The 24,363-nt window shown below is 69.0% G+C and carries 28 protein-coding genes and 1 tRNA gene; 13 read left to right on the plus strand and 16 right to left on the minus strand.

Annotated elements, in window-relative coordinates; genetic code table 11:
* Positions 1-25: 25 nt before the first annotated feature.
* The 3 genes from SH591_RS03970 to SH591_RS03980 all read left to right on the plus strand — a co-directional run bounded on the left by SH591_RS03970 (position 26) and on the right by SH591_RS03980 (position 2,770).
* Entirely contained in the window at positions 26-550 is a 525-nt protein-coding gene (locus SH591_RS03970; protein ID WP_324750621.1) for a hypothetical protein, read from the plus strand.
* A 92-nt stretch (positions 551-642) separates the two neighbouring features.
* A complete protein-coding gene (locus SH591_RS03975; protein ID WP_324750622.1) occupies positions 643-1,542 on the plus strand; it encodes an SDR family NAD(P)-dependent oxidoreductase in 900 nt (299 codons plus the stop codon).
* A gap of 151 nt (positions 1,543-1,693) precedes the next feature.
* On the plus strand, positions 1,694-2,770 hold the full coding sequence (locus SH591_RS03980) for a hypothetical protein (RefSeq protein WP_324750623.1): 1,077 nt from the start codon (positions 1,694-1,696) through the stop codon (positions 2,768-2,770).
* Positions 2,771-2,812: 42 nt separating this feature from the next.
* Here SH591_RS03980 and SH591_RS03985 read toward each other — a convergent pair whose 3' ends face one another.
* The 4 genes from SH591_RS03985 to SH591_RS04000 all read right to left on the minus strand — a co-directional run bounded on the left by SH591_RS03985 (position 2,813) and on the right by SH591_RS04000 (position 5,125).
* Positions 2,813-3,151 carry a DUF2794 domain-containing protein gene (locus tag SH591_RS03985; RefSeq protein ID WP_324750624.1) on the minus strand — a complete coding sequence of 113 codons (339 nt, stop codon included), beginning with the start codon at positions 3,149-3,151 and terminating at the stop codon, positions 2,813-2,815.
* Positions 3,151-3,846 carry a serine O-acetyltransferase EpsC gene (gene epsC / locus SH591_RS03990; protein WP_324750625.1) on the minus strand — a complete coding sequence of 232 codons (696 nt, stop codon included), beginning with the start codon at positions 3,844-3,846 and terminating at the stop codon, positions 3,151-3,153. The genes SH591_RS03985 and epsC overlap by 1 nt, the downstream gene beginning before the upstream one ends.
* A gap of 127 nt (positions 3,847-3,973) precedes the next feature.
* On the minus strand, positions 3,974-4,492 hold the full coding sequence (ahpD, locus tag SH591_RS03995) for an alkylhydroperoxidase, AhpD family (RefSeq protein ID WP_322831677.1): 519 nt from the start codon (positions 4,490-4,492) through the stop codon (positions 3,974-3,976).
* 93 nt (positions 4,493-4,585) lie between these two features.
* On the minus strand, positions 4,586-5,125 hold the full coding sequence (locus tag SH591_RS04000) for a peroxiredoxin (RefSeq protein WP_322831678.1): 540 nt from the start codon (positions 5,123-5,125) through the stop codon (positions 4,586-4,588).
* Between the two features lie 112 nt (positions 5,126-5,237).
* Between SH591_RS04000 and SH591_RS04005 the strand changes: the two genes are divergently transcribed.
* Together SH591_RS04005 and SH591_RS04010 are read left to right on the plus strand one after the other, a co-directional pair.
* Positions 5,238-6,137 carry a hydrogen peroxide-inducible genes activator gene (locus SH591_RS04005; RefSeq protein ID WP_324750626.1) on the plus strand — a complete coding sequence of 300 codons (900 nt, stop codon included), beginning with the start codon at positions 5,238-5,240 and terminating at the stop codon, positions 6,135-6,137.
* Between the two features lie 83 nt (positions 6,138-6,220).
* Positions 6,221-6,808, plus strand: a complete 588-nt coding sequence (locus tag SH591_RS04010; RefSeq protein ID WP_324750627.1) for a fasciclin domain-containing protein — start codon at positions 6,221-6,223, stop codon at positions 6,806-6,808.
* Here the strand turns inward: SH591_RS04010 and SH591_RS04015 are convergent.
* From SH591_RS04015 to pgsA, 3 genes are read right to left on the minus strand one after another with little or no spacing between them, the layout of a single operon-like run.
* Positions 6,805-7,203, minus strand: a complete 399-nt coding sequence (locus SH591_RS04015) for a molybdenum cofactor biosynthesis protein MoaE (protein ID WP_324750628.1) — start codon at positions 7,201-7,203, stop codon at positions 6,805-6,807. The genes SH591_RS04010 and SH591_RS04015 overlap by 4 nt on opposite strands.
* Positions 7,200-7,460, minus strand: coding sequence for a MoaD/ThiS family protein (locus tag SH591_RS04020; RefSeq protein ID WP_324750629.1), 261 nt, complete (start codon positions 7,458-7,460; stop codon positions 7,200-7,202). The genes SH591_RS04015 and SH591_RS04020 overlap by 4 nt, the downstream gene beginning before the upstream one ends.
* A 1-nt stretch (position 7,461) precedes the next feature.
* Positions 7,462-8,046, minus strand: coding sequence for a CDP-diacylglycerol--glycerol-3-phosphate 3-phosphatidyltransferase (gene pgsA, locus SH591_RS04025; protein WP_322832305.1), 585 nt, complete (start codon positions 8,044-8,046; stop codon positions 7,462-7,464).
* A gap of 154 nt (positions 8,047-8,200) precedes the next feature.
* On the opposite strand from pgsA, the gene SH591_RS04030 reads away from it, so the two are divergent.
* Positions 8,201-9,760: a leucyl aminopeptidase gene (locus SH591_RS04030; RefSeq protein WP_324750630.1), complete on the plus strand. Its 1,560-nt coding sequence runs from the start codon at positions 8,201-8,203 to the stop codon at positions 9,758-9,760.
* A 32-nt stretch (positions 9,761-9,792) separates the two neighbouring features.
* Positions 9,793-11,064 carry an MFS transporter gene (locus tag SH591_RS04035; protein ID WP_322831684.1) on the plus strand — a complete coding sequence of 424 codons (1,272 nt, stop codon included), beginning with the start codon at positions 9,793-9,795 and terminating at the stop codon, positions 11,062-11,064.
* Positions 11,065-11,074: 10 nt separating this feature from the next.
* Here the strand turns inward: SH591_RS04035 and SH591_RS04040 are convergent, their stop codons facing one another.
* The 3 genes from SH591_RS04040 to SH591_RS04050 all read right to left on the minus strand — a co-directional run bounded on the left by SH591_RS04040 (position 11,075) and on the right by SH591_RS04050 (position 11,881).
* Positions 11,075-11,245 carry a hypothetical protein gene (locus tag SH591_RS04040; RefSeq protein ID WP_324750631.1) on the minus strand — a complete coding sequence of 57 codons (171 nt, stop codon included), beginning with the start codon at positions 11,243-11,245 and terminating at the stop codon, positions 11,075-11,077.
* A 149-nt stretch (positions 11,246-11,394) separates the two neighbouring features.
* A tRNA-Ala gene (locus SH591_RS04045) sits at positions 11,395-11,470 on the minus strand.
* 90 nt (positions 11,471-11,560) lie between these two features.
* Positions 11,561-11,881, minus strand: coding sequence for a TIGR02300 family protein (locus SH591_RS04050; RefSeq protein WP_322831686.1), 321 nt, complete (start codon positions 11,879-11,881; stop codon positions 11,561-11,563).
* 150 nt (positions 11,882-12,031) lie between these two features.
* Here SH591_RS04050 and cmk point away from each other — a divergent pair, with 150 nt between their 5' ends.
* Positions 12,032-12,664: a (d)CMP kinase gene (gene cmk, locus SH591_RS04055; RefSeq protein WP_324750632.1), complete on the plus strand. Its 633-nt coding sequence runs from the start codon at positions 12,032-12,034 to the stop codon at positions 12,662-12,664.
* Here cmk and SH591_RS04060 read toward each other — a convergent pair.
* Positions 12,661-13,554, minus strand: a complete 894-nt coding sequence (locus SH591_RS04060; RefSeq protein WP_324750633.1) for a hypothetical protein — start codon at positions 13,552-13,554, stop codon at positions 12,661-12,663. The genes cmk and SH591_RS04060 overlap by 4 nt on opposite strands.
* Before the next feature lie 119 nt (positions 13,555-13,673).
* On the opposite strand from SH591_RS04060, the gene SH591_RS04065 reads away from it, so the two are divergent.
* The 3 genes from SH591_RS04065 to SH591_RS04075 all read left to right on the plus strand — a co-directional run bounded on the left by SH591_RS04065 (position 13,674) and on the right by SH591_RS04075 (position 17,088).
* The gene (locus SH591_RS04065) at positions 13,674-14,978 is read left to right on the plus strand and encodes an SLC13 family permease (protein WP_324750634.1); all 1,305 of its coding nucleotides are present in this window, start codon (positions 13,674-13,676) and stop codon (positions 14,976-14,978) included.
* Between the two features lie 155 nt (positions 14,979-15,133).
* Positions 15,134-15,475 (plus strand): YMGG-like glycine zipper-containing protein, encoded by a 342-nt coding sequence (locus tag SH591_RS04070; RefSeq protein WP_322831690.1) that lies wholly within the window; start codon positions 15,134-15,136, stop codon positions 15,473-15,475.
* A gap of 11 nt (positions 15,476-15,486) precedes the next feature.
* Positions 15,487-17,088, plus strand: coding sequence for a L,D-transpeptidase family protein (locus tag SH591_RS04075; RefSeq protein WP_324750635.1), 1,602 nt, complete (start codon positions 15,487-15,489; stop codon positions 17,086-17,088).
* Here the strand turns inward: SH591_RS04075 and SH591_RS04080 are convergent.
* Positions 17,085-17,816, minus strand: a complete 732-nt coding sequence (locus SH591_RS04080) for an energy transducer TonB (RefSeq protein WP_324750636.1) — start codon at positions 17,814-17,816, stop codon at positions 17,085-17,087. The two genes, SH591_RS04075 and SH591_RS04080, sit on opposite strands and share 4 nt — an antisense overlap.
* 225 nt (positions 17,817-18,041) lie before the next feature.
* Between SH591_RS04080 and SH591_RS04085 the strand changes: the two genes are divergently transcribed.
* Complete coding sequence (locus tag SH591_RS04085; RefSeq protein WP_324750637.1) at positions 18,042-18,614, plus strand: L,D-transpeptidase family protein; 573 nt, start codon at positions 18,042-18,044, stop codon at positions 18,612-18,614.
* A gap of 3 nt (positions 18,615-18,617) precedes the next feature.
* Here the strand turns inward: SH591_RS04085 and SH591_RS04090 are convergent, their stop codons facing one another.
* From SH591_RS04090 to SH591_RS04100, 3 genes are all read right to left on the minus strand, one after another.
* Positions 18,618-19,949 carry a methyl-accepting chemotaxis protein gene (locus tag SH591_RS04090; RefSeq protein WP_324750638.1) on the minus strand — a complete coding sequence of 444 codons (1,332 nt, stop codon included), beginning with the start codon at positions 19,947-19,949 and terminating at the stop codon, positions 18,618-18,620.
* 82 nt (positions 19,950-20,031) lie between these two features.
* On the minus strand, positions 20,032-21,366 hold the full coding sequence (locus SH591_RS04095; protein ID WP_324750639.1) for a DNA-packaging protein: 1,335 nt from the start codon (positions 21,364-21,366) through the stop codon (positions 20,032-20,034).
* A gap of 125 nt (positions 21,367-21,491) precedes the next feature.
* Positions 21,492-22,031, minus strand: coding sequence for a hypothetical protein (locus SH591_RS04100; RefSeq protein ID WP_324750640.1), 540 nt, complete (start codon positions 22,029-22,031; stop codon positions 21,492-21,494).
* Positions 22,032-22,403: 372 nt separating this feature from the next.
* On the opposite strand from SH591_RS04100, the gene SH591_RS04105 reads away from it, so the two are divergent.
* Complete coding sequence (locus SH591_RS04105) at positions 22,404-23,459, plus strand: NAD(P)H-dependent flavin oxidoreductase (protein WP_324750641.1); 1,056 nt, start codon at positions 22,404-22,406, stop codon at positions 23,457-23,459.
* 112 nt (positions 23,460-23,571) lie between these two features.
* Here SH591_RS04105 and SH591_RS04110 read toward each other — a convergent pair whose 3' ends face one another.
* Complete coding sequence (locus SH591_RS04110) at positions 23,572-24,162, minus strand: hypothetical protein (protein WP_324750642.1); 591 nt, start codon at positions 24,160-24,162, stop codon at positions 23,572-23,574.
* Positions 24,163-24,363: the final 201 nt, after the last annotated feature.

Here is a 24,363-nt window from a genome sequence, read left to right on the forward strand (position 1 = left end):
GGGTCCGCCGGCCGAGGAGAGTCAGATGAGAAAGCTTATTTTCGCCGCGATGCTCGGCGCGAGCAGCATCGCCATGGCCCAGAACACCAGCGATCCGCAGGACACGACCACCCAGCAGACGCAGACGACCGAAGAAGAGGCCATGGACGCCACGCAGACGGACACCACGACCGACACCACAACCCAGAACCAGCCGGGCACTCAGACCACGACGCCGACCAGGACGCAGACGAGCCCGCCCGACACGGCGACGCCGACCAGCGGTACGATGTCGACCAGTGGATCGATGTCGGCCGGCAGCGGCATGGCCGTTGCCCCGGGCAACCAGGCGCCAGAGCGCGACGCCCGCGGCATTCCGGTCGTGTCGGATCCGGCGACCGCGCCTGCCGGCACCAATCAGATGACTCCGGTGCCCCCGGGCGCGCAGGTCCAGCTCGGCGGCAGTGGCGCTTTCGCGACCCAGGCCGGCAGCGACACTTATCCGGCCTGCTCGAAGACCGTGACCGACAATTGCGTCCAGAGCTACGAGCGCGGCGCACGGCCCCGCTAAGGCACTGAAGGCCGGGGCGCGACGCGTCCCGGCCCTTCCCTATCGGGCCTCACTTTGCCATCACCTTTTCCGATCTATGGAAGAGGTATTGCGTGACAATCAGTTTTGAAGGCCGCGTCGCGATCGTGACCGGCGCCGGCGGCGGCCTCGGCCGCGCATATGCACTCGAACTCGCCCGCCGCGGCGCCAGGGTCCTGGTCAACGATCTCGGCGGCGGCCGCGACGGTTCGGGCAGCTCCGACGCCGCGGCGCTCGTCGTCGAGGAGATTGCCCGCGCCGGCGGCACCGCCATGGCCAACGGCGCCAGCGTCACCGACGAGGAGCAGGTCGCGGCCATGGTAGCGGCCGCGCGCGAGGCCTGGGGCGGACCCCATATCCTCATCAACAATGCCGGCATCCTGCGCGACAAGAGCTTCGCCAAGATGACGATCGAGGATTTCCGCGCGGTCGTCGACGTGCACCTGATCGGCTCGGCAATCTGCACCAAGGCGGTGTGGGACGTCATGCGCGAGCAGAATTACGGCCGCATCCTGATGACCGCCTCGTCGACCGGGCTGTTCGGCAATTTCGGGCAGGCCAATTACGGCGCCGCCAAGCTCGGCCTCGCCGGCCTCGCCAAGACCCTCCATCTCGAGGGCGCGAAATACGATGTCCGGGTCAACACCCTCGCACCGACCGCCGCGACGCGCATGACCGAGGACATCTTCCCGGCCGAGATGCTCGCCGCCTTCAACCCGGAGAATGTGGTCCCGGCCGCGCTCTTCCTCGTCTCGGAGGACGCGCCCACCAACGTCATCCTCGGCGCCGGCGCGGGCGTCTACCAGGCGAGCTATATCACGCTGACGCCGGGCGTCGCCCTGCCCGAGGACGAGCGCACGGTCGAAGGCGTTGCCGCCCAGTGGGACCGGATCGTCGACCGCACCGGCGAGATCGTGCCGCAGTCCGGCACCGAACAGGCGATGACGATCCTGCAGACGCTGCAGAAGGGCTGAGGTCAGGCGTCGCCCCGGCGGAGGCCGGGGCCCCGGGACAGCCGGGTGCGACCTCGTCCCGAGATCCCGGCCGCCGCCCGGATGACGAGAGTGTATTGTACCAACAATACACCTGTGGTAAATCGGCCGCCTCTAGGGAGGGAACACGCCTATGTACAGTGACAGCGATCTCGAGGCGGCCGTCGCGGCCGGGGCGCTGACGCCCCAGGCGGCGGACGCCCTGCGCGCCTATGTCGCGCGCACCCGCGCCACGCCGGCGGTGGACGAGGAGCATTTCCGCCTGCTCACCGGCTTCAACGACATCTTCGTGGCGATCGCCGCGGTGATCCTGCTCGTCGCGCTCGCCTGGATAGGCAATTCTATCCGCGTCGGGCCGCCCGAAATGCCCTCGCCGCTGGGCGGCGCGTTCGTCGCGGCCGCGGCCTGGGGCCTCGCCGAATTTTTCACCCGCGAGCGGCGCATGGCGCTGCCGAGCATCATCCTGTTGCTCGCCTTCGTCGGCGGCGTCTTCGCCACCTGCGCCTTCACCGTCGCCAATATCGTCTCCGAAGCGACGCTGCAGGACAATGAGGTGCTGCAGGGCCTGATCGGCGCGGGCTGCGCCGCCGTCGCGGCAGTCGCGGCGTGGGTCCACTGGCGTCGTTTCCGGGTGCCGATCACGATCGCTGCGGGCGCGGCGGCCGTCGCCGGCATCGGTGCGGGCCTGGTCGCCTCCGCGGTCCAGGATGCGCCCCAGCTCCGCGAAGTGATGCTCGGCTTCACGCTCGTCGCCGGCCTCGCCATCTTCCTGTTCGCGATGTGGTGGGATTCGTCCGATCCCAAGCGCGAGACGCGGCGTTCGGACGTGGCCTTCTGGCTGCACCTGCTGGCCGCGCCGATGATCGTCCATCCGATCTTCTCTCTGCTCGGCCTCACCGATGGCCAGGCGAGCGCGCCGGAGGCTGTCATCGTGCTTTTGGTCTATGTCCTGCTTGGCCTGACCGCGCTGGCGATCGACCGCCGCGCTCTGCTCGTGTCCGCTCTGGCCTATGTCTTGTGGGCGCTGAGCGATCTGTTCGAGCGCTTCGGCGCGGTCGAACTCAGCTTCGCGCTGACCGCCCTGCTGATCGGCTCGGCTCTGCTGCTGCTGTCGGCCTTCTGGCACCATGCCCGGCGGGCGGTGGTGCGGCCGCTGCCGGCCCGGCTGCAGGCGCGGCTGCCGATGGTAGACCGGCCCGCGACGGTGTGAATGGAAAGGCCCGGCGGTTCGCCGCCGGGCCTTTTCGGCATCTCAGCCGCTGACCACCTTCATCAGCCGCCGCTCGAGCGGCGCAAGGACGGGGCCCAGTTCGTGGCCCCGTTTCAGCACCAGGCCATGCTCGCCGATCAGCGCCCACATTCCCTGCTTGGCGCGCAGCGACGGCCTTTTCTCGATCTTGTATTCGGGCCGCTCGGCGGTGCGCCGGAACGCCCAGAAGGCGGCGTAGTCGCGGCCGAAATCGATCGCGTAATCGCGCCACAGGCCGGCGGCGACCATCCGGCCGTAGAGATCGACAATGCGGGAGAGTTCGGCTTTGTCGAAGCCGATCTGCGGCGATGAGGCATTGGGAAAAGGGTGGACGGTGCCCATCAGGCCCGATCGCGCTTGGCGGCGCGGCCGGTGCCCTGCCGCTCCTCCAGCACTTGCGCCAACCTCTGGCGCAGCAGCTCGACCTCGGCCTGCAGCGTCTCGAATTTCTGCGCGGCGGGGTCCGCGCAGTCGGTGCACGGCGTGCCGTAGGGGAGGAAGCCGCGGCCATATTCGGCCGCGTCGACCAGCGTCGAGCGGGCGGGAATGCCGGTCATGGTCGCGCCTTCGGGCACGTCCTTGGTCACCACCGCATTGGCGCCGATCTTGGCGTTGGCGCCGACCAGGATCGGCCCCAGCACCTGCGCGCCGGACCCGATCACGACCCCGTCGGCGATGGTCGGGTGGCGCTTGCCGGCGACGCCGTTGTTCGGATTGGTGCCGCCCAGGGTGACGCACTGGTAGATGGTGACGTTGTCGCCGATCACCGCGGTCTCGCCGATCACGGTGAAGCCGTGGTCGATGAAGAAGTGGCGGCCGATCTGCGCGCCCGGATGGATGTCGATCGCCGTCACGAAGCGCGCGATGTGGTTGATCAGCCGCGCCAGGAAATAGAGTTCGCCCCGGAACAGCCAGTGGGCGACGCGATGCAGCGCCAGCGCCCACACGCCGGGATAGATCAAAATCTCCCAGCGCGATCTCGGCGCTGGGTCTCGCGCCTTGATCGAATCCAGATACGCGACAAGCCCCGACAGCATAGGCAAACCCTCAAACCCCGTAGGCGGCAAAATAGGCCTTGCCGCGCCAGAATGCCAGAAGGGCCACTAATCTTTTGCTACCGGTCCGAAACGGATGGGGGCCGGCCGCGCCGTGCCCCCAGCCGGGTCAGAGCGTGGCGTGGACCGTCGCGACGGCCTTGACGATCGCGCCGATCCGGGCCGCGGCCTGGATCGCCTCGGCGTTGACTCCGTGCTGCTTCAGCACCTTCTCGTGGCTGTCGATGCACATGCCGCAGCCGTTCATCGCGCTGACGGCAAGGCTGAACAGCTCGAAATCGGCCTTGTCGATGCCCGGATTGCCGATCGCGTTCATGCGCAGCTTGGCCGGCATCGTGCCATATTCCGGGTTCGAGGCGAGGTGGACGAAGCGGTAATAGACGTTGTTCATCGCCATTACCGCAGCCGACGCGCGCGCCGCATTGGCGGCTTCGGGCGAGAGCTTGCCCTCGACCTCGGCCTCGGCGGCCTCGACGATCGGCTTGTAGCCGGTGCCGTGCGCGCAGGCGAGCAGCAGCCCGTATTTGCGCTGGTCGCCGAGCGTCTGGTCGGACAGCAAGGAGCCCATGTTGAGCCGCAGGTCCTTGGCGTAATCGGGAAGCGTTTCGGTGAATGTCTTGAGCGACATGATTTCAATCTCCTTCGGGTAAAGAAAAGGGGCGCGGAAACGTGGTTCCCGCGCCCCTCCCAAGGTCCGAGCCCTGGCGTGCCTAGGGGGGCGTTAGGCAGCAGCCGGCTTCAGGACCTCTTGGCCCTCCGTCCAGTTGCACGGGCAGAGCTCGTCGGTCTGCAGCGCGTCGAGGACGCGCAGCGTTTCCGCCGGGTTGCGGCCGACATTGAGGCCGTTGACCGTGACATGCTGGATGATGTTGTCGGGATCGACGATGAAGGTGGCGCGGAACGCGACGCCTTCCGGAGCGACGATGCCGAGCGCGTTCGCCAGTTCCTTCTTGTGATCCGCGATCCACGGGAAGTCGCAGGCGGCGAGGCGCTCGTCGGCCTTGCGCCAGGCGTGGTGCACGAAGTCGGTGTCGGTCGAGGCGCCGATCAGCACCGCGTCACGATCCTCGAAATCGCTCTTGAGTTCGCCATAGCCGATGATCTCGGTCGGGCACACGAACGTGAAGTCCTTCGGCCAGAAGAACAGCACCTTCCACTTGCCGTTCGTCTCGGCGAGATCGATCGTCTCGTCGGCCGGCAGCGCGGCGCCCTGCTGAACGGAGAGCGTGAGTTCAGGAAGCTTATCACCAACGGTGAGCATGTACTTTTCCCTCTGTTTTGGATTGGGTGGCAGGAAGTGTTGCAGCGCTCATATGGGGGCTGGTGCCCATCGATCAAATTGATTAGATCAAATATATTGATCGAGAGGGACGATGAGCACCTATCTCCCGACGCTGAAGCAGCTGCAATATTTGGTCGCCCTCAAGGACCACGGCCATTTCGGCCGCGCCGCCGAGGCCTGCTTCGTCACACAGTCGACTTTGTCTGCCGGTTTGCGCGAGCTGGAATCGCTGATCGGCATCACCCTGGTCGAGCGCACGCGCCGCGTCGTCCGCTTCACGCCGCTCGGCAATCGCATCGCGGACAAGGCGCAGAAGATCCTGCGCGAGGCCGAGGAACTGGCCGATATGGCGCGCGCCGCCGGCAAGCCGCTCTCGGGCGAGCTGCGCATGGGCGTCATCCCCACCATCGCCCCGTTCCTGCTGCCCAAGCTGCTGCCCAAGCTGCGCAAGCAATGGCCCGATCTCAAACTCTATCTGCGCGAGGAGACCAGCCAGGCGGCCTGCGATTCCCTGCACCGCGGCCAGGTCGACTGCGTATTGCTCGCCCTTCCCTACGGCTGCGGCGAGGTGGAATCGTTCGAATTGTTCGAGGACCGCCTGTTCGTCGCCTTCCCGCCCGGCGCCTCCGAGCATCTGCCCGCCGAAATCACCCCGGCGGCGATCGACGAGGACAAATTGCTGCTGCTCGAGGACGGCCATTGCCTGAAGGACCATGCGCTCGCCGCCTGCAACCGGCCCGAGCTGCGCGCCGAGGCCACCATGCTCGGCACGTCGCTGCACACGATGGTGCAGATGGTCGATAACGGCCTCGGCGTGACGATGCTTCCCGAAATGGCGGTCACGGCCGGCATCCTGGAGGGCACCGGCGTCGTCGCGCGGCCGCTCGACGCCGATCACCCCGCCCGGCGCATCGCGCTCATCTGGCGCAAGGGCAGCCCGCGCGAGAAGGAATTCCGGCTGCTCGGCGACGCGCTGAAGGCCGCGGCCTGAGGGCGTCCCGCCGCTTCGGCGCGGCGCCGTCTTTGCAGTCGCCGCCTTGCCCCGCTAGGGCGGGATTGAACGACGGAGAGACTATGACCCGATATCTCGCGCGCGCTTTCGCGCTGGCCCTGTTCGCCGTCGCGGGCTGCGCGCCGACGGTGCAGGCGCCGCCGGCAACGCCCCCGTCCCCGACCGGCCCGATCGTCGGCGGAGCGACGATGCGTTCCGATTTCACGCTCTGGCAGAACCTCCAGGCCTCGAGCGACCACAGGATCTTCATCGGCGGCGCGACCGCGTCCGGCCACGCCTCGACGCTGGCCGCCGCCGGGTCCTACACAGTGTTCGCGCCTCCCGACGCGGCGTTCCGCAGGCTCGCCAACGGCACGATCGAGGCGCTGATGGACCCGCGCAGCCGCCAGGAGCTGAGCGGCGTGATCGGCTATCATATCGTGCCGGGGGCCAAGACCCGCGCCCAGATCGCGGCCGATGCCCGGGCCGCCGGCGGCACGGCGATTTATCGCACGCAGCAGGGCCAGACCCTGCGCGTCGCGCTGCAGGGCGAAACGATCGTTCTCACCGACATGAACGGCCGCCGGAACCAGGTCACCCAGGGCGACATCGCCCAGGCCAACGGCGTGCTCTACGTCGTCGACGGCGTGCTGCTGCCGCAGGCTTACTAGAGCCAGCGCTCCGAACCGTCCGCCATCAGCGCCTTGCGCCAGAAGGGCGCGCGGGTCCGCGCCCCGTCGAGCACGTGGTCGAGCGCCGCGGCGGCGGCCTTGCGGTCGGACGCGGCCACCCCTGCGAACAGGATCGGGTCGCCCGGCTTGAAGCGGCCGTGGCGGTGGATCAGGATCATTCCGGCCAGCGGCCAGCGCTCCGCCGCTTCCTCGGCGATCCGCGTGAGCTCGGCCTTGGCCATCGCGGCATAATGCTCGATCAGGATGCCGCTCCCGCCTTCGCCGCATTCGGCTTGAATGAGCCCGGTCACGACCGCGCCGGCGCCGACTTCCTCCAGCCGCGCCAGCTGCGCGCCGGGATCGAACGAGGTCGATTGGACGCGGACGTCGATCATGTCCCGCTCACCGGCGGGAACAGGGCCACTTCCTGCGCTCCGAAGAAGGAATCGGCCGGCCCGGCATGCTGGCGGTTGATCGCGGCGCGGACGCGCGTGGGGTCGGCGAAGGCGGCGGCAAAGGGCTGCTCGCGCGCAGCCATCCAGCCGATCAGGTCGGCGACCGTCAGGATATGGCTCGGCGGGTCGATCCGCTCGCCGTCGCGGCCCAGCGCTTCGCGCAGCGCGCCGAAATAGACCAGATCGACCTCGGTCATGTCAGTCCATGTGCTTGATGCCGACGCGGAGATAGTCCCAGCCGGTCAGCAAAGTCAGCGCCGCCGCCGCCCACAGGCTGACCAGGCCGACATCGTGCACCCAGGGGAAATGCGGCACCGCGCCCCCCAGGATCAGGGCGCCCAGCGAGACGAGCTGGAAGGTCGTCTTCCACTTGGCGAGCTGGCTGACCGGCACCGAGACCTGCAGCCCCGCCAGGAATTCGCGCAGGCCCGAGACGGTGATCTCGCGCAGCAGGATCACCAGGCCCGCAATCACGTGCACGCCATGGATCACGCCGCGCTCGCCCGGCCCGGCCGTGGCGGCGTCGCGCGTGAAGATCAGCATCACGATCACGGCGGCGATCATCACCTTGTCGGCGATCGGATCGAGGAAGACCCCGAGCCGCGACACCGTGCCCTTAGCGCGCGCCAGATAGCCGTCGAAATAATCGGTGATGCCCATCAGGCAGTAGAGCGCGAAGGCGATCGCATAGTCAAAGCGGCTCGGCTGCGGCCAGAGCAGGAAGACCAGGAGCGGCACCGCGAAGATACGCGACAGCGTCAGGATGTTCGGCAAAGTGAGCATCTGGGACCGTCCCTTAGCCCGGTTGTTCATGGCTTGGGAAGGGGCGGGGGAATCGGGCGTAAGCGGCGCGCCGCGGGGGGTGCGGGTGCCGCTCTTGTAAGGCCGGGGAAGCTACGCCAAGAAGGCGCACCTGTTTGTTGTTCCGGAGTTTCGAATGCGCCTGTTCGCCGCCGCGTCCCTGTTCCTCGCCGCCACGGCACTCACCCCGGCCCAGGCCGCGCGCCCGATCGCCTTCGCGCCCGCCGCCCAGCCCGCCGGCGCTTTGGTGCTGCCGCTGGGATCGCTGGAGGACCTGGCGAGCCGCGGCGCGAGCCTCGACGCCGCCAGCCGCGACGCCGTCGGCCGCGCCCTGCAGGCGGCATCGTTCGATTATGCCAAGGGCAGCACGCTCGGCCTGCGCGGCATCGGCCCCTATGCGCAATTGGTCGTCGTCGGCACCGGAACCGCCCCGCTCGACGCGGCTGCCCTCCAGGATCTGGGCGGCACTGCCGCCAGGGAAACCGCGAAGAATGACGGCCCGGTCGCATTCGTCGCCACCGGCCTTCCCGCCGACGCGCCGGTCCAGATCGCGCTCGGCGCCGCGCTCGGCAGCTACAGCTTCGACCGCTACAAATCCTCCGACCCGAAGAAGCCGCGCAACGCCGGGCTCGATGCGCCGCTGACCATCGTCACCGCCGATGCCGGCGCCGAGGCCCGCTACCACCGCGACGGCCGCGCGATGGCCGAGGGCGTCGCCTTCACCCGCGACCTCATCACCGAGCCGGCCAACGTGATCTATCCCGAGAGCTTCGTCGAGCGCACCCGCGAGGCCTTCAAGGGCGTGTCCGGCGTCACGATCGAGGCGCTCGACGTGGCGGCGATGGAGAAGCTCGGCATGGGCTCGATCCTCGCCGTCGGCAAAGGCTCGCAGCGGCCGCCGCGCATGCTGCTGGTTCATTACAAGGGCGCGAGCGGCGCCCCGGTCGCGCTCGCCGGCAAGGGCATCACCTTCGACAGCGGCGGCATCTCGCTGAAGCCGGGCTCCGGCATGTGGTACATGAAGGACGACATGTCGGGCGCGGCCACCGTGGTCGGCACCGTGCTCTCGCTCGCCAGGGCCGGGGCCCCGGTCAACGTCGTCGCCATCGCCGCGCTCGCCGAGAATATGCCGGGGGGCACCGCGACCCGCCCCGGCGACGTCGTGAAGGCGCATAACGGCAAGACGATCGAGATCATCAACACCGACGCCGAAGGCCGGCTCGTGCTGGCCGACGCGGTCGCTTATGCCGAGCGCCGCTTCCGCCCGGCCGCGATCGTCGATGTCGCCACTTTGACCGGTTCGGTCGTCGGCGCATTGGGTGACGAATATGCCGGCCTGTTCTCGCGCCACGATGCGCTTGCCGACCAGCTCGCCGCCGCCGGCCGCACCACCGGCGAAGCCCTGTGGCGGCTGCCGCTCCACGAGAACCATGCGAGCGACATGAAGTCCGACATCGCCGACATCAAGAATTCGGCCGAAGGCGGCGGCCCGGGCGCGAGCCTCGGCGCGCACTTCATCGGCTATTTCGTGGAGAGCACCCCTTGGGCGCATCTCGACATTGCCGGCACCGCCTGGCGCAAGGAAGCGCAGCCGACCGTGCCCAAGGGCGCGGCGGGCTGGGGCGTGCGCCTCCTCGACCGGTTCGTGCGCGACTTCCGCGCCGTGCCGGCTGCGGCGTCGGCCGCCGGGAACTAAGCGTTGGCGCGCGCCGTTGGCAGCCCCGAATCATGACACCTTCGATCCGGCTTCTGGGGAAGCGGCGCTTCCTTCCCTTGTTCGCGACCCAGTTCCTGGGCGCGTTCAACGACAATCTGTTCAAGACGGCGATGGTGATCTTCGTCACCTATTACGTCTATTCCGACCCGACCAAGGAAGCGACGTTCAACGCGATCGCGGGGGGGATCTTCATCCTCCCCTTCTTCCTCTTCTCCGCGCTCGCCGGTCAGCTCGCCGATTCGATGGACAAGGCGCGGATCATCCGCTTCGTAAAGTCCGCCGAGATCGCGATCATGGTCGTGGGCGCGATCGGCATCCTGCTCCACAACGTGCCGTTGATGCTCGCCGCTCTGTTCGCGATGGGCGTCCATTCGAGCTTCTTCGGCCCCATCAAATATGCGATCCTCCCGCAGCATCTTAAGAAGGACGAGGTGCTCGGCGGCACCGGCCTGGTCGAGGCGGGCACCTATTGCGCGATCCTGATGGGGACGATCGCCGGCGGCCTGATCCCGCCCGCGGCCGCCGCCAGCGCGGTCTTGGGCGTCGCCATTCTCGGCCGCCTGACCGCCTCCACCGTGCCGCCCGCCCCGCCCGAGCCGGATGCGCCGATCGCCAAGATGGACTGGCACATCATCCGCGCCTCGATCACGCTGGTGAACGGCACGATGCACATCCCGCGCCTGTTCCTCGCCATCGTCGCGATCAGCTTCTTCTGGGCCGAGGGCGCGATCCTCGCCGCCCAGTTCCCGCCGCTCGTCAAGAACGTGCTCCACGCCAACGAGGAGGTCGCTACCCTCTTCCTCGCCATCTTCTCGGTCGGCGTCGCGCTCGGCTCGGTGCTGATCAACCGCCTGCTCGCCGGCCGCGTGCTCGCCAAATATTCGCCCGCCGCCGCGATTGCGATGGGCTTGTTCATCCTCCACCTCTACTGGAACGTCAGCCACTGGCCCGCCACCGGCGGCGAGCTGATGGATTTGCGCACCTTCGTGCTCATCCCCCAGGCCGAATGGGTGATGTTCGATCTGTTCGGGGTGGCCGTCGCCGGCGGCATGTTCGTCGTGCCGCTCTACGCCTTCCTGACCACCACCGTGCACAAGTCGGAGACCGCGCGCACCGTGGCAGCGAACAACATCGTCAATTCGGGCGCGATGGTCGCCTCGGCGCTGATCCTGACCCTGCTCGTCCAGGCCGGCGTGTCGGTGGCGGAGACCCTGCTGATGGTCGCGGTGGCGAGCCCGGTCGCGGCGTGGATCGCGTGGAAGCTGCACCTCGCCTGCGACTGAGCGGGCGGTTTTAGCCGAACAGGGTCCCGAAGAAGACCAGCCCGCCGACCCAGCCGGCGGCGAACAGTTTCAGGTCCTCGAGCGCCTTACCGGCATCGACGGCGGGCGCGGGCTTCTCCCAGGCGATCGCCCGGGCATGCGGGCCGACGCGGCGGACGATGAGGGGCGTGAGGCGGTTCATGCCTTACGAGTTAATGATTTGTTTACCAGCGCTTCAAGGGGGCCCGACCGGGTCCGCAACGGCTGTTCCGACTTGGCACACGTTTCGTCGCACGCCGCGCAAACGGAAACGGCCGCATCCCGTGTGGAATGCGGCCGTTTCGGAAAAGATGGTGGAGCCGAGGGGGATCGAACCCCTGACCTCTACAATGCCATTGTAGCGCTCTCCCAGCTGAGCTACGGCCCCGATCTTTTGAGCCGCCGAAACTGGGCTTCGGCGGTGTCCCTGTGGGCGCTGCCTCTAGGAGAGGTTGCAGCGCCCTGGCAAGGGTCTTTTTTAAATTTCTTCGTCCTCTTTGCCGGCACCGGCCACGCCGATATCGTCGTCGCCGCCGAGATCGACCTCGTCGTCCGGATTCTCCTCGGCTTCCTCGTCGATGTCGAGATCGTCATCGGCCAGATCGGCGTCGACCTTCTCCGGCTCGACTTCCTTCTTGGGCGCGTCGTACGGCAGCGGCTGCTTCGATTTCAGCACCGGTTCCGGCTCCCAGGAGACGCCGCATTCGATGCAGGTCGCGGGATTGTCCTTGCCGAGATCGTAGAAGCGGGTGGCGCATTTCGGGCAGGTCCGCTTGGTGCCCCATTCAGCTTTCACCATGGGTGAGACAGCCTCCGATAGAAATTGAAAAAGCGGCCGCCCCCCGACGGGTGGGACCGTGATCGCCGCGCGCCTTGCCACATGGGTACGGCGCTGTCAAAAGCCAAGCGCCCGCGGGCGTCCCCACCACCAAATCAGGGTTTGGCCTTCATGATCATCGCCGTCGACGGACCGGCAGCCAGCGGCAAGGGCACGATCGCGCGTGCGCTCGCCGCCCATTTCGGCCTGCCCCACCTCGACACCGGCCTGCTCTACCGCGCCGTGGCGCTCAATCTGCTGCGCTGGGGCGGCGATCCGGAGAGCGAGTTCGCCGCCGTGCGCGCCTGCGATTTCTCGCAGATCGATTTCGCCGACGCCGAACTCAAGACCGAGACGGTCGGCGGCATCGCTTCGCGCATCTCGGTCTATCCGATGGTCCGCGAGCATCTGCTCCAGCGCCAGCGCGATTTCGCGCAGCAGCCCGGCGGCGCCGTCCTCGATGGCCGCGACATCGGCACCGTCGTCGCGCCCGAGGCGGACGCCAAATTGTTCGTCACCGCCTCGCCCGAGGTCCGCGCCCGTCGTCGCTTCGAGGAATTGCAGCGGCTCGCCATCACCGCCCATTATGACGACGTGCTGCTCGACATTCGCGCCCGCGACGCGCGCGATTCGGACCGCGAGACGGCGCCGCTGCGGATGGCGGCCGACGCCCACCGCCTCGACACCAGCACCCTCGGCGTTGAAGAGGCGGTCGCCGAGGCGATCGCCGCCGTCACCCAGAGACTGGCCGAAGCCGCGCGCTAGCTCGCGCCCCATTGGGCGATCGGCGTGCGCGCGCCCGGTATCGCGATCGATACCCGGTCGAACTTCACCGACACGAGGCAGACCGGCCGGCCGGCGCCCTCGGCAGCCGTGCAGGCGATGACGCGCCGGTCAGGGAGCGCCTCGAGCCGGCCGCTCAGCACCAGCACGAGGCCGCCGCTGCGCGGCACCTCCTCCGGCGCAAGCTTGTGCGTCGCCTCATAGGCGCGCCCGGCCCGCCGCCCGAGCCTGGAATCGGTCGGCCCGAACAGCTGGACCAGCCCCACCGTCGGCGCGACGGGGCTTGCCGCTGCGGCCGGCGCGGCCGGTGCGGCACCGCTTGGCGCCGTTTCGGGCGCGGTTGGCGCGGAGCTAGCTGCGGCCGGCGCCGCTGCCGGGCACGCATCCTGGAAGATCCAGGGCTGCGGCACCCAGAAGCCTTCGATCGCCTCGACCTCGCCGGGAAACAGTGCCATGGCCGCCGGCGCGGCGCCGGTGATGTCGGGCCGGGCGCGGACCTTGAGGACTTCGCTTTCCGCGTCATAGGACCAGCGCATCGCCGCATCCGCCGCCTTGTCCTCGTCACCCTCCGCCGGCCCCGAGCAGCCGAAGCGGATCGGCAGGCTGAACTGCCGCCCCTTGAGTTCGGCCTGGGCCTCGCTGTCGTCGACCCCGGCCGAAAAGGCGCTTGCCGCCCGCGCGACCGCCAGCATCAGCCGTTCCCGGTCGAGCGGCGGCTCGACGATCGGCAATACGGCGGCCGTATTGGCCGGCGCCGGCTCGGGCTCGGGCGGCGCGGCCTCTTTCTCCGGGCCTCCGCATCCGGCCAGCGCGAGCGCCGCGGCTGCCATCAGCCCGCTTATTCCGATCCCGGGAACATCGTCCGAACGCATCTGTTTTCCCCTCCGGCGCGAGGCCTGGTTCCGTCCCGGGCATCGAACCGCCCTTGCCCCCCCGCCGTCAAGAGGGCAGCTTGCCGGCCTTCTTACACACCTTGTGCCGGAAATGCGGGATGAGTTTCGAACAGATTGTCACCCTGCTGGTCCTGGTCGCGGTCATCGCGGCGATGATATTGGACAAAGCGCGGGCCGACGTGATCGCGCTGTGCGGCGCCGCCGTCCTGCTCATCACCGGTGCCGTCCGCCCGGTCGAGGTGCAGGCGGCGTTCGCCGGCCCGGCGATCATCGCGCTCGCCTCGCTGTTCGTGATCGCCTACGCGATGGAGCTGTCCGGCCTGCTCGACAGCGCGATCCGCCGCGGCGTCGATCTTTGCCGCAGGATCGGCGGTCTCGGCATCTGGCTGTTGATCGCCTTGTGCGGCAGCCTCTCCGCCTTTCTCAACAACACGCCGATCGTCGTGCTCAGCGCGCCGGTGGTCCGCGACGTCGCGACCGCGCTCGATCTCTCGCCCAAGCGGTTCCTGATGCCGCTTTCCTACGCGGCCGTGCTCGGCGGTTGCTGCACCCTGATCGGGACGTCGACCAACCTGCTGGTCAACGACATGGCGATGGTCGCCGGCCAGGCCCGCTTCGGCATCTTCGAGATCACGCCGGTCGGGGTCACCGTGGCGGTGGCCGGGGGCCTGTACCTCGCTCTGTTCAGCGGGCGCCTGATGGATTCGCGCGTGGCCCGGGCGCCCGTTGACCCCGACCTTACCCTCGAGCCCGGCTTGGCCGGCGCCCAGCTCGGGTCGGCCAGCGCCTTTGCCGAAGGGCGCAAGCTGCGCCCGATGCAGGCCCTGGTCTCGGCGCTCGTCTTCGTGTCGGTGGTCGCGCTTGCGGCCTTGGACGTCGCGCCGATCGCCGCCGCGGCCTTTGCCGGCGCCGTATTGCTGATCGTCCTGCGCATCATCACGGCGGACGAGGCCTATCGCGGGCTCCGGCCGGACATCCTCATGCTGATCGCCGGCATGGTCGTGCTCGGCATAGCGCTCGACGTGACCGGCCTCGCCACGGCGGTCACCGAAAAGGTGGTCGGCTCGCTCGATTCGATGCCGCCCCTGCTCGCCTTGATCCTGCTCTACGGCGCGACCCTGTTCCTGACCGAATTGCTGTCGAACGCGACCGTGGCCGTGCTGATCACGCCGGTGGCGGTTGCTCTGGCCGAGGCGCTGGCGGTGAGCCCGCGGCCCTTCCTGGTTGCTGTCATGATCGCGGGCAGCGCCGCCTTCGCCACGCCGTTCGGCTATCAGACCAACGCCATGGTCTATCAGATGGGCGGCTATTCCTACATGGATTTCGTCCGCGTCGGCTTGCCGCTCAACCTGATCACATGGGTCGCCGCGGTCGTCGCGATCCAGCTTTATTTCCCCTTCTAAGCCGCCCGGCCTTTCGCGCTTCTCCGTTGGGCGCGGCGCATTGCATTACCGATGCGGAACGTTTCGGTAGGCACCTCGTTAATTCGACGGCGGGCCGGCCTGCGGCGTGTAGATGCCGCCGGCCTCCCCTCGGCCCGCGTTACCGGGAGAAGCAAATGAACAAAATGATGATCGCCCTAGTCGCGGCGGGATCCATGTCCCTCGGCGCCTGCTCCACCACCCATGAGGACGATTCGACGCTGCGCAGCGCTGGAACCGGTGCCGCCATCGGCGCGGCCGCGGGTGCCGGTCTCGGCGCCGTCATCGGCGGCCTCAGCCCGATCGAAGGCGCCGCCATCGGCGCGGCGGTCGGCGGTATTGCCGGCGCCGTCTGGGCCGACAACGACAGGGACGGCTATGCCGACGGCTACGTCCGCGAAGGCCGCTATTATCAGGGCCGTCCGCCCGAGCCCGCGCCGGTCTACCAGGCGCCGGTCCGTAGCGGCGAGCGTGGCTGACGCTGACGCCCGTGACCAAAAAGATGGAAAAGCGCGCCGGCCGGATTGGGCCGGCGCGCGCCTCGATCCTTGCACTCTGCCTGGCAGCTTCGCTCCCCGCTTTGCTGCCGGCGGAGGCGCATGCCCAGGCTGCCCCTTGGGCTGAGAGCGACGCCGCGATCGAAGCGGCGCTGCGCTCGGCCGGCGGCAGCCGCGACATTCGCGCTTTCTACAAGGCGCGCGACTATCGTCCGCTCTGGATTCGTGGCGGCACGCTCGGCCCTGCCGCCGACTCCCTGCTCGGTCTGATCGCCTCCGCCGAAGCGGACGGGCTCGATCCCGACGATTATCGCCCGCGCGCGCTCGCCGAAGCGATCGACGATGCGCGCGGCGGATCCGCCAAGGACCTCGCCAAGGCGGAAATGCTGCTGTCGCGCAGCTTCGCTTCCTATGTCCGCGACGTGCGCCGGCCGCGCGAAAGCGGCATGGACTTCGTCGACAAGGAGCTCGTCCCGGCCACGCCGACCATTGCCGCCGTGCTTGAGGAAGCCGCTGCGGCCGCGTCGCTGGAAAGCTACGTGGCCAATTCCGGCTGGATGCATCCGATCTACGGCCAGCTCCGCAAGGCCGCCACCGCCCATGTCTCCGCGCGCGGCGACGACGATATCGTCGTCCCCGGCGGGCCCGGCCTGCGCCGCGGCGCCGCCGACGAGCGCGTCACCATGCTGCGCTATCGTCTCGGGCTCGATCCGCGTGGCCCGTTCGACGCGTCCGTCGAGCAGGCGGTCCGCGATTTCCAGGCGGCCCACGGCCTGCCCCAGGACGGCATCGTCGGCTCGCGCACCCTCGCCGCCTTGAACGGCGGCTCGCCCGACAGCGAGCGTATCCTGCGCGTCAATCTCGAGCGCGCCCGCGCCCTCCCCGCCCGCCCGCCGCGACGCTATGTCCTGGTCGACGCCGCCGCCGCGCGGCTCTGGCTCTACGAGGACGGCAAGGTGCGCGACACGATGCGTGTCGTCGTCGGCAAGCCCAGCGAGCCGACGCCGATGATGGCCGGCGTGATCCGCTACGCGATGGTCAATCCCTATTGGAACCTGCCGCCCGATCTCGCCCGCAAGCGGGTCGCCGCGGGCGTGCTGAAGGACGGTGTCGGCTTCCTCAAGACCAAGGGCTTCGAGGTGCTGTCGGACTGGAGCGACAATGCCGTCGTCGTCGATCCGTCCACGGTCGACTGGCAGGCGGCCGCCGCCGGGCGGATCGAACTGCGCGCCCGCCAGTTGCCCGGACCCGCCAATGCGATGGGGAAGATGAAGTTCATGTTCCCCAACGATTACGGCGTCTATCTGCACGACACGCCGGAGAAGGATCTGCTGCGCAAGACCGACCGCCGCTTCAGCTCCGGCTGCGTGCGGGTCGAGGATGCGCCGCGCCTCGCCCGCTGGCTGTTCGGCAAGCCGCTCAAGGTCCGCGCCGGCGACCCCGAGCAGCGCGTCGACCTGTCCGAGCCGGTGCCGGTCTACATCACCTACCTCACCGCCGCCCCCGACGGCGACCGCATCGCCTTCCGCCCCGACGTCTACAATCGCGACGGGGTCCAGCTGGCAGCCGCCAGCCGCTCGGCGGCGCGGCGCTAGCGCGCTTCCGGCAACGCCGGAGGCGCGACTTCCGGCGGCCGCAGGGTCCAGGTGAAATTGGTCGCGATCGTCGCCGGAACGGAGGCGCCGTGCGCGTCGGTCGCCGGCTGGTAGCGGAAGCGCCGCTCGATCAGCCGGCAGGTGACGGCGTCGAGCGCCTCATGGCCGCTGGAGCGCGTCACCTTGCACTCATTCACGTCGCCGTCGGTGTCGACGCGGAATTCGACGAACACGGTCCCCTCGGCCCGCGCCCGCCGCGCCGCCGCCGGATAGTCGGAGTCGCGCAGCGCGCCCGCCAGCCGGCGCGCCGAAGTGCCGCCGCCGCTGCCTGTCCCGCCGCGGCCCGTTCCGGTCCCTTCCCCGCCTGCACCCGTTCCCGCCACCGGCGACGTCCCGGGGTTCGGCGCGACGCCTGTGGCCGGCACCGGCGCGGCGGTCACCAATGGCGGAACCGGCAGGACGGTCGCGGGGGCGACGACGGGGGACGCGGCCGCCGGCGCCGGGCCGGACGCACCCTCCTCCGTCTTTGGTTCGGGCGGCGGGATCTTGCGCGGCGGCGGGGGCGGCACGGGCCGCACCGCGAGCACGACCGGCGCCGGATCCTGCGGCTCGGGCGCGGCGACGCGAAGCCCGGCGACCAGCCCGGAGAGCAGCAGAATCTCGAGCGCCGCCGCGCCCGCCCCGGCGCGCACGCGATCGCGATCCCATCGACCCCGCGCCGCCACCATCCTCCGGCTCCTTGCCCGTCCGTACGCCCATCGCCCCATCCGATGCCGGACTCGGGTCGACCCGGCGATTGCGGAACGATTTGCTGCTCGCGCGTTATAGCAACAGGTAGGAAGAACGGCCAACCGGGGAAGATGCTTTCCTGGCCCGGCGCGTCCTTTCAGAAGAAAAGAAAGAATGAGCTTATGGTCCGCACGCCTGTGTTCGTGCGCGGAAGCGCCTTTGTTTTGGCGATTTGTTTCGCGTCATCGCAACCCCTGGCCGCCAAGCCGGCCACATCCCCCGCCCCGATCGAACAACGCGTCGACAATCTCGAGCCCGGCCACTGGGTCTGGCAGCCCGAGCGCGCGCCTTCGGGCGAAGTCGAGGTGGTCGTCAGCATTCCGCTGCAAAAGGCCTACGTCTATCGCGGCGGCACCCTGATCGGCGCCAGCACCGTATCGACCGGCAAGCCCGGCCACGACACGCCGGCCGGCCGCTTCAACATCCTGCAGAAGCGCGAGAAGCATTTCTCGAACCTCTACGACAATGCGCCGATGCCGTTCATGCAGCGCCTGACCTGGGACGGCATCGCGCTCCATGCCGGCGCGATTCCGGGCGAGCCCGCGTCGCACGGCTGCATCCGCCTGCCCAAGACCTTCGCTGCCAAATTGTTCGCCGCGACCGAGCTCGGCGCGACCGTGCTGGTCGTCGACGACGCCCCCTCCCCCGAGGCGGCCTATGCGATGCTGAGCGGCCAGTCGCTGCCGGTCGCGATGGGCGGTCCCGACGAGCCGCTCGACACCGCCGAGGCGCCGTAACCGCTAGACCGCGGCCGCGACGAACGCGTCGGCGCGCTCGTGGAGGCCGGTCGCGGTCTCCACCAGCCGCCACGACAGGCTCTCGAGCGCGCCGACATCGTCGCCCAGGTCGGCCGCATCCTGGCCGATCTGGGCGGCGCGGGCGGTGATGTCGCTTCCCGCCTCGGCCGACTGCTCGACGTTCCAGGCGATCATGCGCGTCGCCTCGTTCTGCTCGCTGACCGCGGCGTCGATCGATGCCGAGCGGTCGGCGATCGCGCCGATCGCCCGCTCGATCGCGCCGTGGCCGGCGATCACTTCGCCAAGGTCGTGGTGGATGCGGGTGACGTGGCCGGCGATCGCGCCGGCCGCCACCCGCGTCTGGTCGGCGAGCATCTTCACCTCCTGCGCGACGACGCGGAAGCTGCGCCCCGCCTCGCCCGCGCGCGCCGCCTCGATCGTGGCATTGACCGCCAGGATCTTGGTCTTGCTGGCGATGCCGTTGATCAGGGCCTGCATGCCGTCGATCGCTTTGGCGGTATGGGCCAGGGCCTCGACCCGCTCGCCGGCCGAGCGCACCGTGCGGCCGGCCTGCGCGCGCAGGTCGCGGGCGTGGGTCGTCTCTAGGGCGATATTGTCCGACGCGGCGGCGAGGCCGCGGCCGCGCGCGGCGATCTCGCCCAGGGCCGCCATCGTCTGCGCCGCCGCCGCGGCCACGCTCGTCGCCGATTCCCGGGTCTGGGCCGCGCGCCCGCCGAACTGGCTGGCGAAGCGCTCGACGTCGGCGGCGAAGGCGGTGAGCTCGGCCGAGAGCGCGGCGACGTCGCCGGTAAAGGCGCGGCCGGCCTGGTTGATCCGCTCGGCGCGGGCGCTGCGGTCGCGGGCGAGCTCGACTTCGCGCTCGGCGGCGAGGTGGACGAGATCGCGGCTGTCGAGCACGGCGTGGAAGCGCCCGCTTTGCGTCAGGATCAGCCCCTCGCTGCCGCGCGCGCCGGCATAGAGGTCGAGCCATTCGCCGACCGGCCGACCGGCGTCGGCGACCGGGCACGGCCGCACCAGCCGCCGAAGCGATCCGCCGAAGCTCGGATTCTGCATCAAGGCGTGGCCGAACGGGTTGAACAGCATGGAGCGCACGTCGAGCTCGAGGATCGCGCCGACCGGCCGCCTGTCCGCGTCGACCACGGCCAGCAGGCGCAGGTCCGGATCGGCGCGGAACAGCTCGATCACCCCGGCCAGCCGGTCGCTCTCGGCGATGCAGGTGCGGCGGGTGAAGGCGTCGGCCGGCGGGCGCGGCGCCGCTGCAACGGCAGGGCTGGCGGCGGGGCTGGCGGCGGGACTGGCGAACGCAACGGACATGGCCCGCCGCTAGGCGCTTTGCGTGAACGCCAAGTTAGCCGTTGGTGACAGCAAGATGACAAGCGGCACATTTCCGCGCCCCCTAGAAACAGCGCAGCCGCGGCTCGGCCTGCGGGCGCGCGAGCTCGGTCAGCGCCCACACCATCGCGTCGGCCCGGTCCGGGCTGCGCCCCGGCCCCTCATAGCCGCCCGCCGCCATCAGCCCGGCGAGCTCGTCCTCGAGCTCGGGAAAGCGCCCGGCGAGCTTCGCCTTGCCCTGCTCGAACCGCGCCGCGATCGGCTCGGCCCGCGCCGCCTTGCCGCGGCTCGCGCTCACCGTCGTCACCGGCAGCCCGGCCTCGACCCCGCGCAGCACGCTCTCGACCATGTAGCCGCCCTGGTTCTTCTCGGCCACCACCCGGTCCGCCTCCCAGGCCGCCGCCGCCCACACCACCGCCTGCGCCCACCCTTCGGGCCTGAGCCCGCTCACCGAGCGATCGGCCAGCACATAGGACACTCCGTCCGCCCCCAGCCCGCACACCACGATCCCGCACGCGTCGCCCGCCGCGCTCGCCGGCGGATCGACGCCCACCACCACCCGCACCAAGGCCTCGGGCCGCCCCGCCCGCGCCGCCTCGATCGTTGCCCGCGTCCACAGCGCCCCCTCCGGCTCCTCGAACAAGACCCCGTCCAGCTCCTGCCGCCCGAGCCGCGTGCCGCCATAGGTCGCCTCCGCCCAGTCGCGGAACGCCGCCGCCATATGGACATTGTCCGCGGTCCGCCCATTGGTCTCGATACAGTCGGCAAGCGCCCGGAGCCGCCGCACGATCGCCACCGGCTTGGGCGTCGTCGTCACCATCGCCCGCGGCCGCGCCCCCATGCGCAGCCCCATCATCAGATTGTCCCACGCCTCCTCGCCCCGCCGCCATTTGGCGATCTCGTCGCACCAGGCGAAATGGTGCTGCGGCCCGCGCAGCTGGTCGGGCGCCGCCGCCGAATAGACGAAGGCGCGAGCGCCCGAGGCGAAGCGCAAGCTCCCCCGCGTCGGCACCCACTCCAGCGCCTCGTCGCTCCGCGCCACCGCGATCAGTCCGCTCGGTCCCTCGACCATCACCCGCCGCACCTCGTCGCGGCTCGCGCCGACCAAAGCGATCTCCGCCTCCGGCATCGCCCGCGCCCGCGCGCTCACCCATTCCGCGCCCGCCCGGGTCTTGCCGAAGCCGCGCCCGGCCATCAGCAGCCACACCCGCCAGCCGCCCCCGGAGGCCGGAGGCTCCTCCTGCCCGCCATGCGCCTGCCAGAAGAATTCCTCCGCGATCCGCCGCCGCACCGGCTCGGGCAACCCGCCCACGAACCGCTCCCAAGCGTCCGCGTCACTCCCGCACACCGCCCCCGCCCGCCGCAGCAGATCCCCGAAATCGGCTTCCTCGTAGGTCATGGAGTACCTCCAAAGCCCCTCTCCCGTTCCGGGGAGTTCGGGGTCGGGCTGCCTCCCAGGCAGCCCTGAAACATGCGGGGCATGTTTCACCCCGGACTGGACGCGCAGACTTGGCAGCTCGCTGCCTAGTCGGAGCTGGGTGAGGGGTCCCCCTTCACCCGCGCCCCGAACGCCGCCAGCCGCTGCACCAAAGCCGCCCGCACTTCCGCGTTGGTCGCCAGCCGCGGCCGCGCCCCGCTCTTGGGATAGCCCGCCAGCCGCCGCTCGTGCTCGCGCAGCAATTGGATCGCGAGCGCCGGGTCGATCGGCTCCATCTCGGGCGCGTCGAGATCGCCCTCGATCCCGATCGGCGTTTCCTTCGCCTTGGTTTCCAGCGTCTTGGCCTTGAGCCGCGCCACGCCCTGCTCCAGCGCCCGGTCCCAGCCCTGCGCGAAGCGTTCGTCGTTCATCCGGTGGCGGAACGCGGTCTTGTAGTTGAACCCGGCCTGCTCGGCCGACAGCGAGACGTTGCACGTCGCCGCGAACCATTCGAGGAAGCGGCTCTTGGCCGCCTCGTCGAACAGCTTCCGCCCCCCGGTCCGCGCCACCTGCACCGCGCGATGCTTGTTCGCCTGCACCCGCCTTGTGCCCTTGGCTCCGGCCGCAGCCCTGCTTTTTCCCGCCATCGCGCCCTCCCTTCCCGCCGCGCCCGACGCCCCGCCGCCGACGCACAACAAAAAGGCCGCAGCGGCATCCCCGCGCGGCCTCTCCCTCTCCGTCACCCGGATCCAATCTGAGGTCCCGCTACATTTCTGGATTGTGCCCGCTTAGTACCACAGCAACGTCACGCTGTTAAGGGATTTTATCCTATATGGATAGTTCGCACAGCGCGCGAGGCTCGTTCAGCGGTCTAGATGGGTGTCGTGTCGGCTATGCGCCAATTGCGGTCGTTCACGGCGCTGTTGCAGACGCCCGGAAGCGGACGTTCGTTCGGGCTTGCGAGCTATGTCCGCTTGCGACCCATTGCGGACATTCGAGTGCAGGCGCAGTGATCCTTTATGAACCCGCTTCAGCAGCTCGGAGTAATCCTACCGATCGTGCAGGCACCAATGGCTGGTGTATCCACGCCTGAGCTGGCCGCCTCCGTCTGCAACGCCGGTGCCTTGGGTTCAATCGGTGTCGGCGCGACAGACGCGACCGGTGCTCGCGCAATGATCGATGAAACACGCGCACGGACAGATGGGGCGTTCAACGTCAACGTGTTCGTGCATGCCACCGCCCGCGCCGACGCAGCACGGGAACGGCACTGGCTGGAAGCCATGCAACCGCTGTTCCTGCGTTATGGAGCCGAGCCTCCGTCCACGCTGAGGACGATCTACACCAGCTTCGGGGACGATGATGACATGCTGGCGTTGCTCGTCGAGACGGCTCCACCGGTCGTCAGCTTCCACTTTGGCCTACCCTCAGCGGATCGCATTGCGGCGCTGAAACAAGCGGGCTGCACCTTACTCGCGTCCGCGACCAGCTTGGCGGAAGCGCGCCTTGTAGAGGCGGCCGGGATCGACATGGTCGTAGCGCAGGGCTGGGAGGCAGGCGGACACCGGGGCGTGTTCGATCCAGCCGGTGACGACGATCAGCTTGGCACAATGGCTCTGACGCGATTGCTGGCAACGCAGACGAGCCTACCCGTGATCGCGGCAGGCGGCATCATGGACGGCGCGGGTATCCGCGCAGCACTGAGGCTTGGGGCAGTGGCCGCGCAGCTCGGCACGGCCTTTATCGCTTGCCCTGAGAGTAGCGCCGACGAGAGCTATCGCGCCGCGCTAGTCAGCGAGAGTTCCCATCACACAACCATGACCGGCGTCATATCAGGCCGCCCGGCCCGTTGTCTGGCCAACCACTTCACGCGATGGGGTGCGGAATGTACGCTCCCCGCGCCCGACTACCCGATCGCTTACGACGCCGGGAAAGCACTCCACGCAGCAGCAAAGGCGGCGGGCGAATACGGCTTCGGTGCACATTGGGCTGGGCAAGGTGCACCGCTGCACCGACCCATGCCAGCTGGCACTCTGGTTGAGCTGCTCTGGAGAGAGACGTCGAGCACTCATGACTGATGGGAAGCGAACGTCCGCTATCCATCCATTCCGGACATTGAAGGTCGGCGGGGAGATCGAACCGCATGAATGTCCGCTATGGGTGGAAAGCGGACATCGAGCGGACGCTCCCTTAGCCCCCGAAAACCGCTTCTACCCGTCGCTCGCACTCGGTTCCTGCAGTTTGAAACTCCTCTGCTGTTCCCGAGGCGCAAACGACGGTGATCACCTGTGTACCGGCGACACCTGCGAACTGGTACATAAACACGCGGGTTGCCACTTGGACCTTAGACTTGAGGAGCTGTTGAGCGCCCAAGTTCATGACGGCGGTGGATACGTTAATGTCACTTGCGTCCACTGTAGCACCGGCCTTCCTGAGGGTATCCACCAGCCCCTGTCGGAGACCTTTGTCGTAGTTCGCAATAAAATCCTGCGAAAAGGTGCTTGGAAACGCTGTGGCCGGGCCCGCGGCGCGCTGTAGAATCACAACGTCACCAGCACCAACCGTTCCCGCTTGGAGCGCCGCCGAACACTGCCCGAGAAGGAGCAACAAAACGAGTGCGACAGCGGAACCGAGGGGCCACCTTGCGGAACTGCCGTCCTCCCTTGCCCGTGTTAGCCGCTTTCCCGCATACACGCCGAGCGCGAGGATGCCGCCGTATATCACAATGTAGCCGACAAAGGTCCCGACGGATTGACCGACATCATATGCTGACCCACTCACTAAACCGCCCCCCTACATCTTTGAATCCTGGCAGGTGTAGCGAGAGTCCGAATGTCCGCAACGGGTCGTTAGCGGACGTAGAGCAGGCGGAAGCCGCAAACGTCCGCTTTTCCGCGATCGCAGCCAGAAGCAGACAGTCCGCCAACGGCCAAAATGCGACACGCTTCACCCCGCCCTTCCCTCCCCCCGGCCGCAAGTACC

Origin of the sequence: Sphingomonas sp. LY54 (assembly GCF_035594035.1) — a bacterium.
GTDB lineage: Bacteria > Pseudomonadota > Alphaproteobacteria > Sphingomonadales > Sphingomonadaceae > Allosphingosinicella.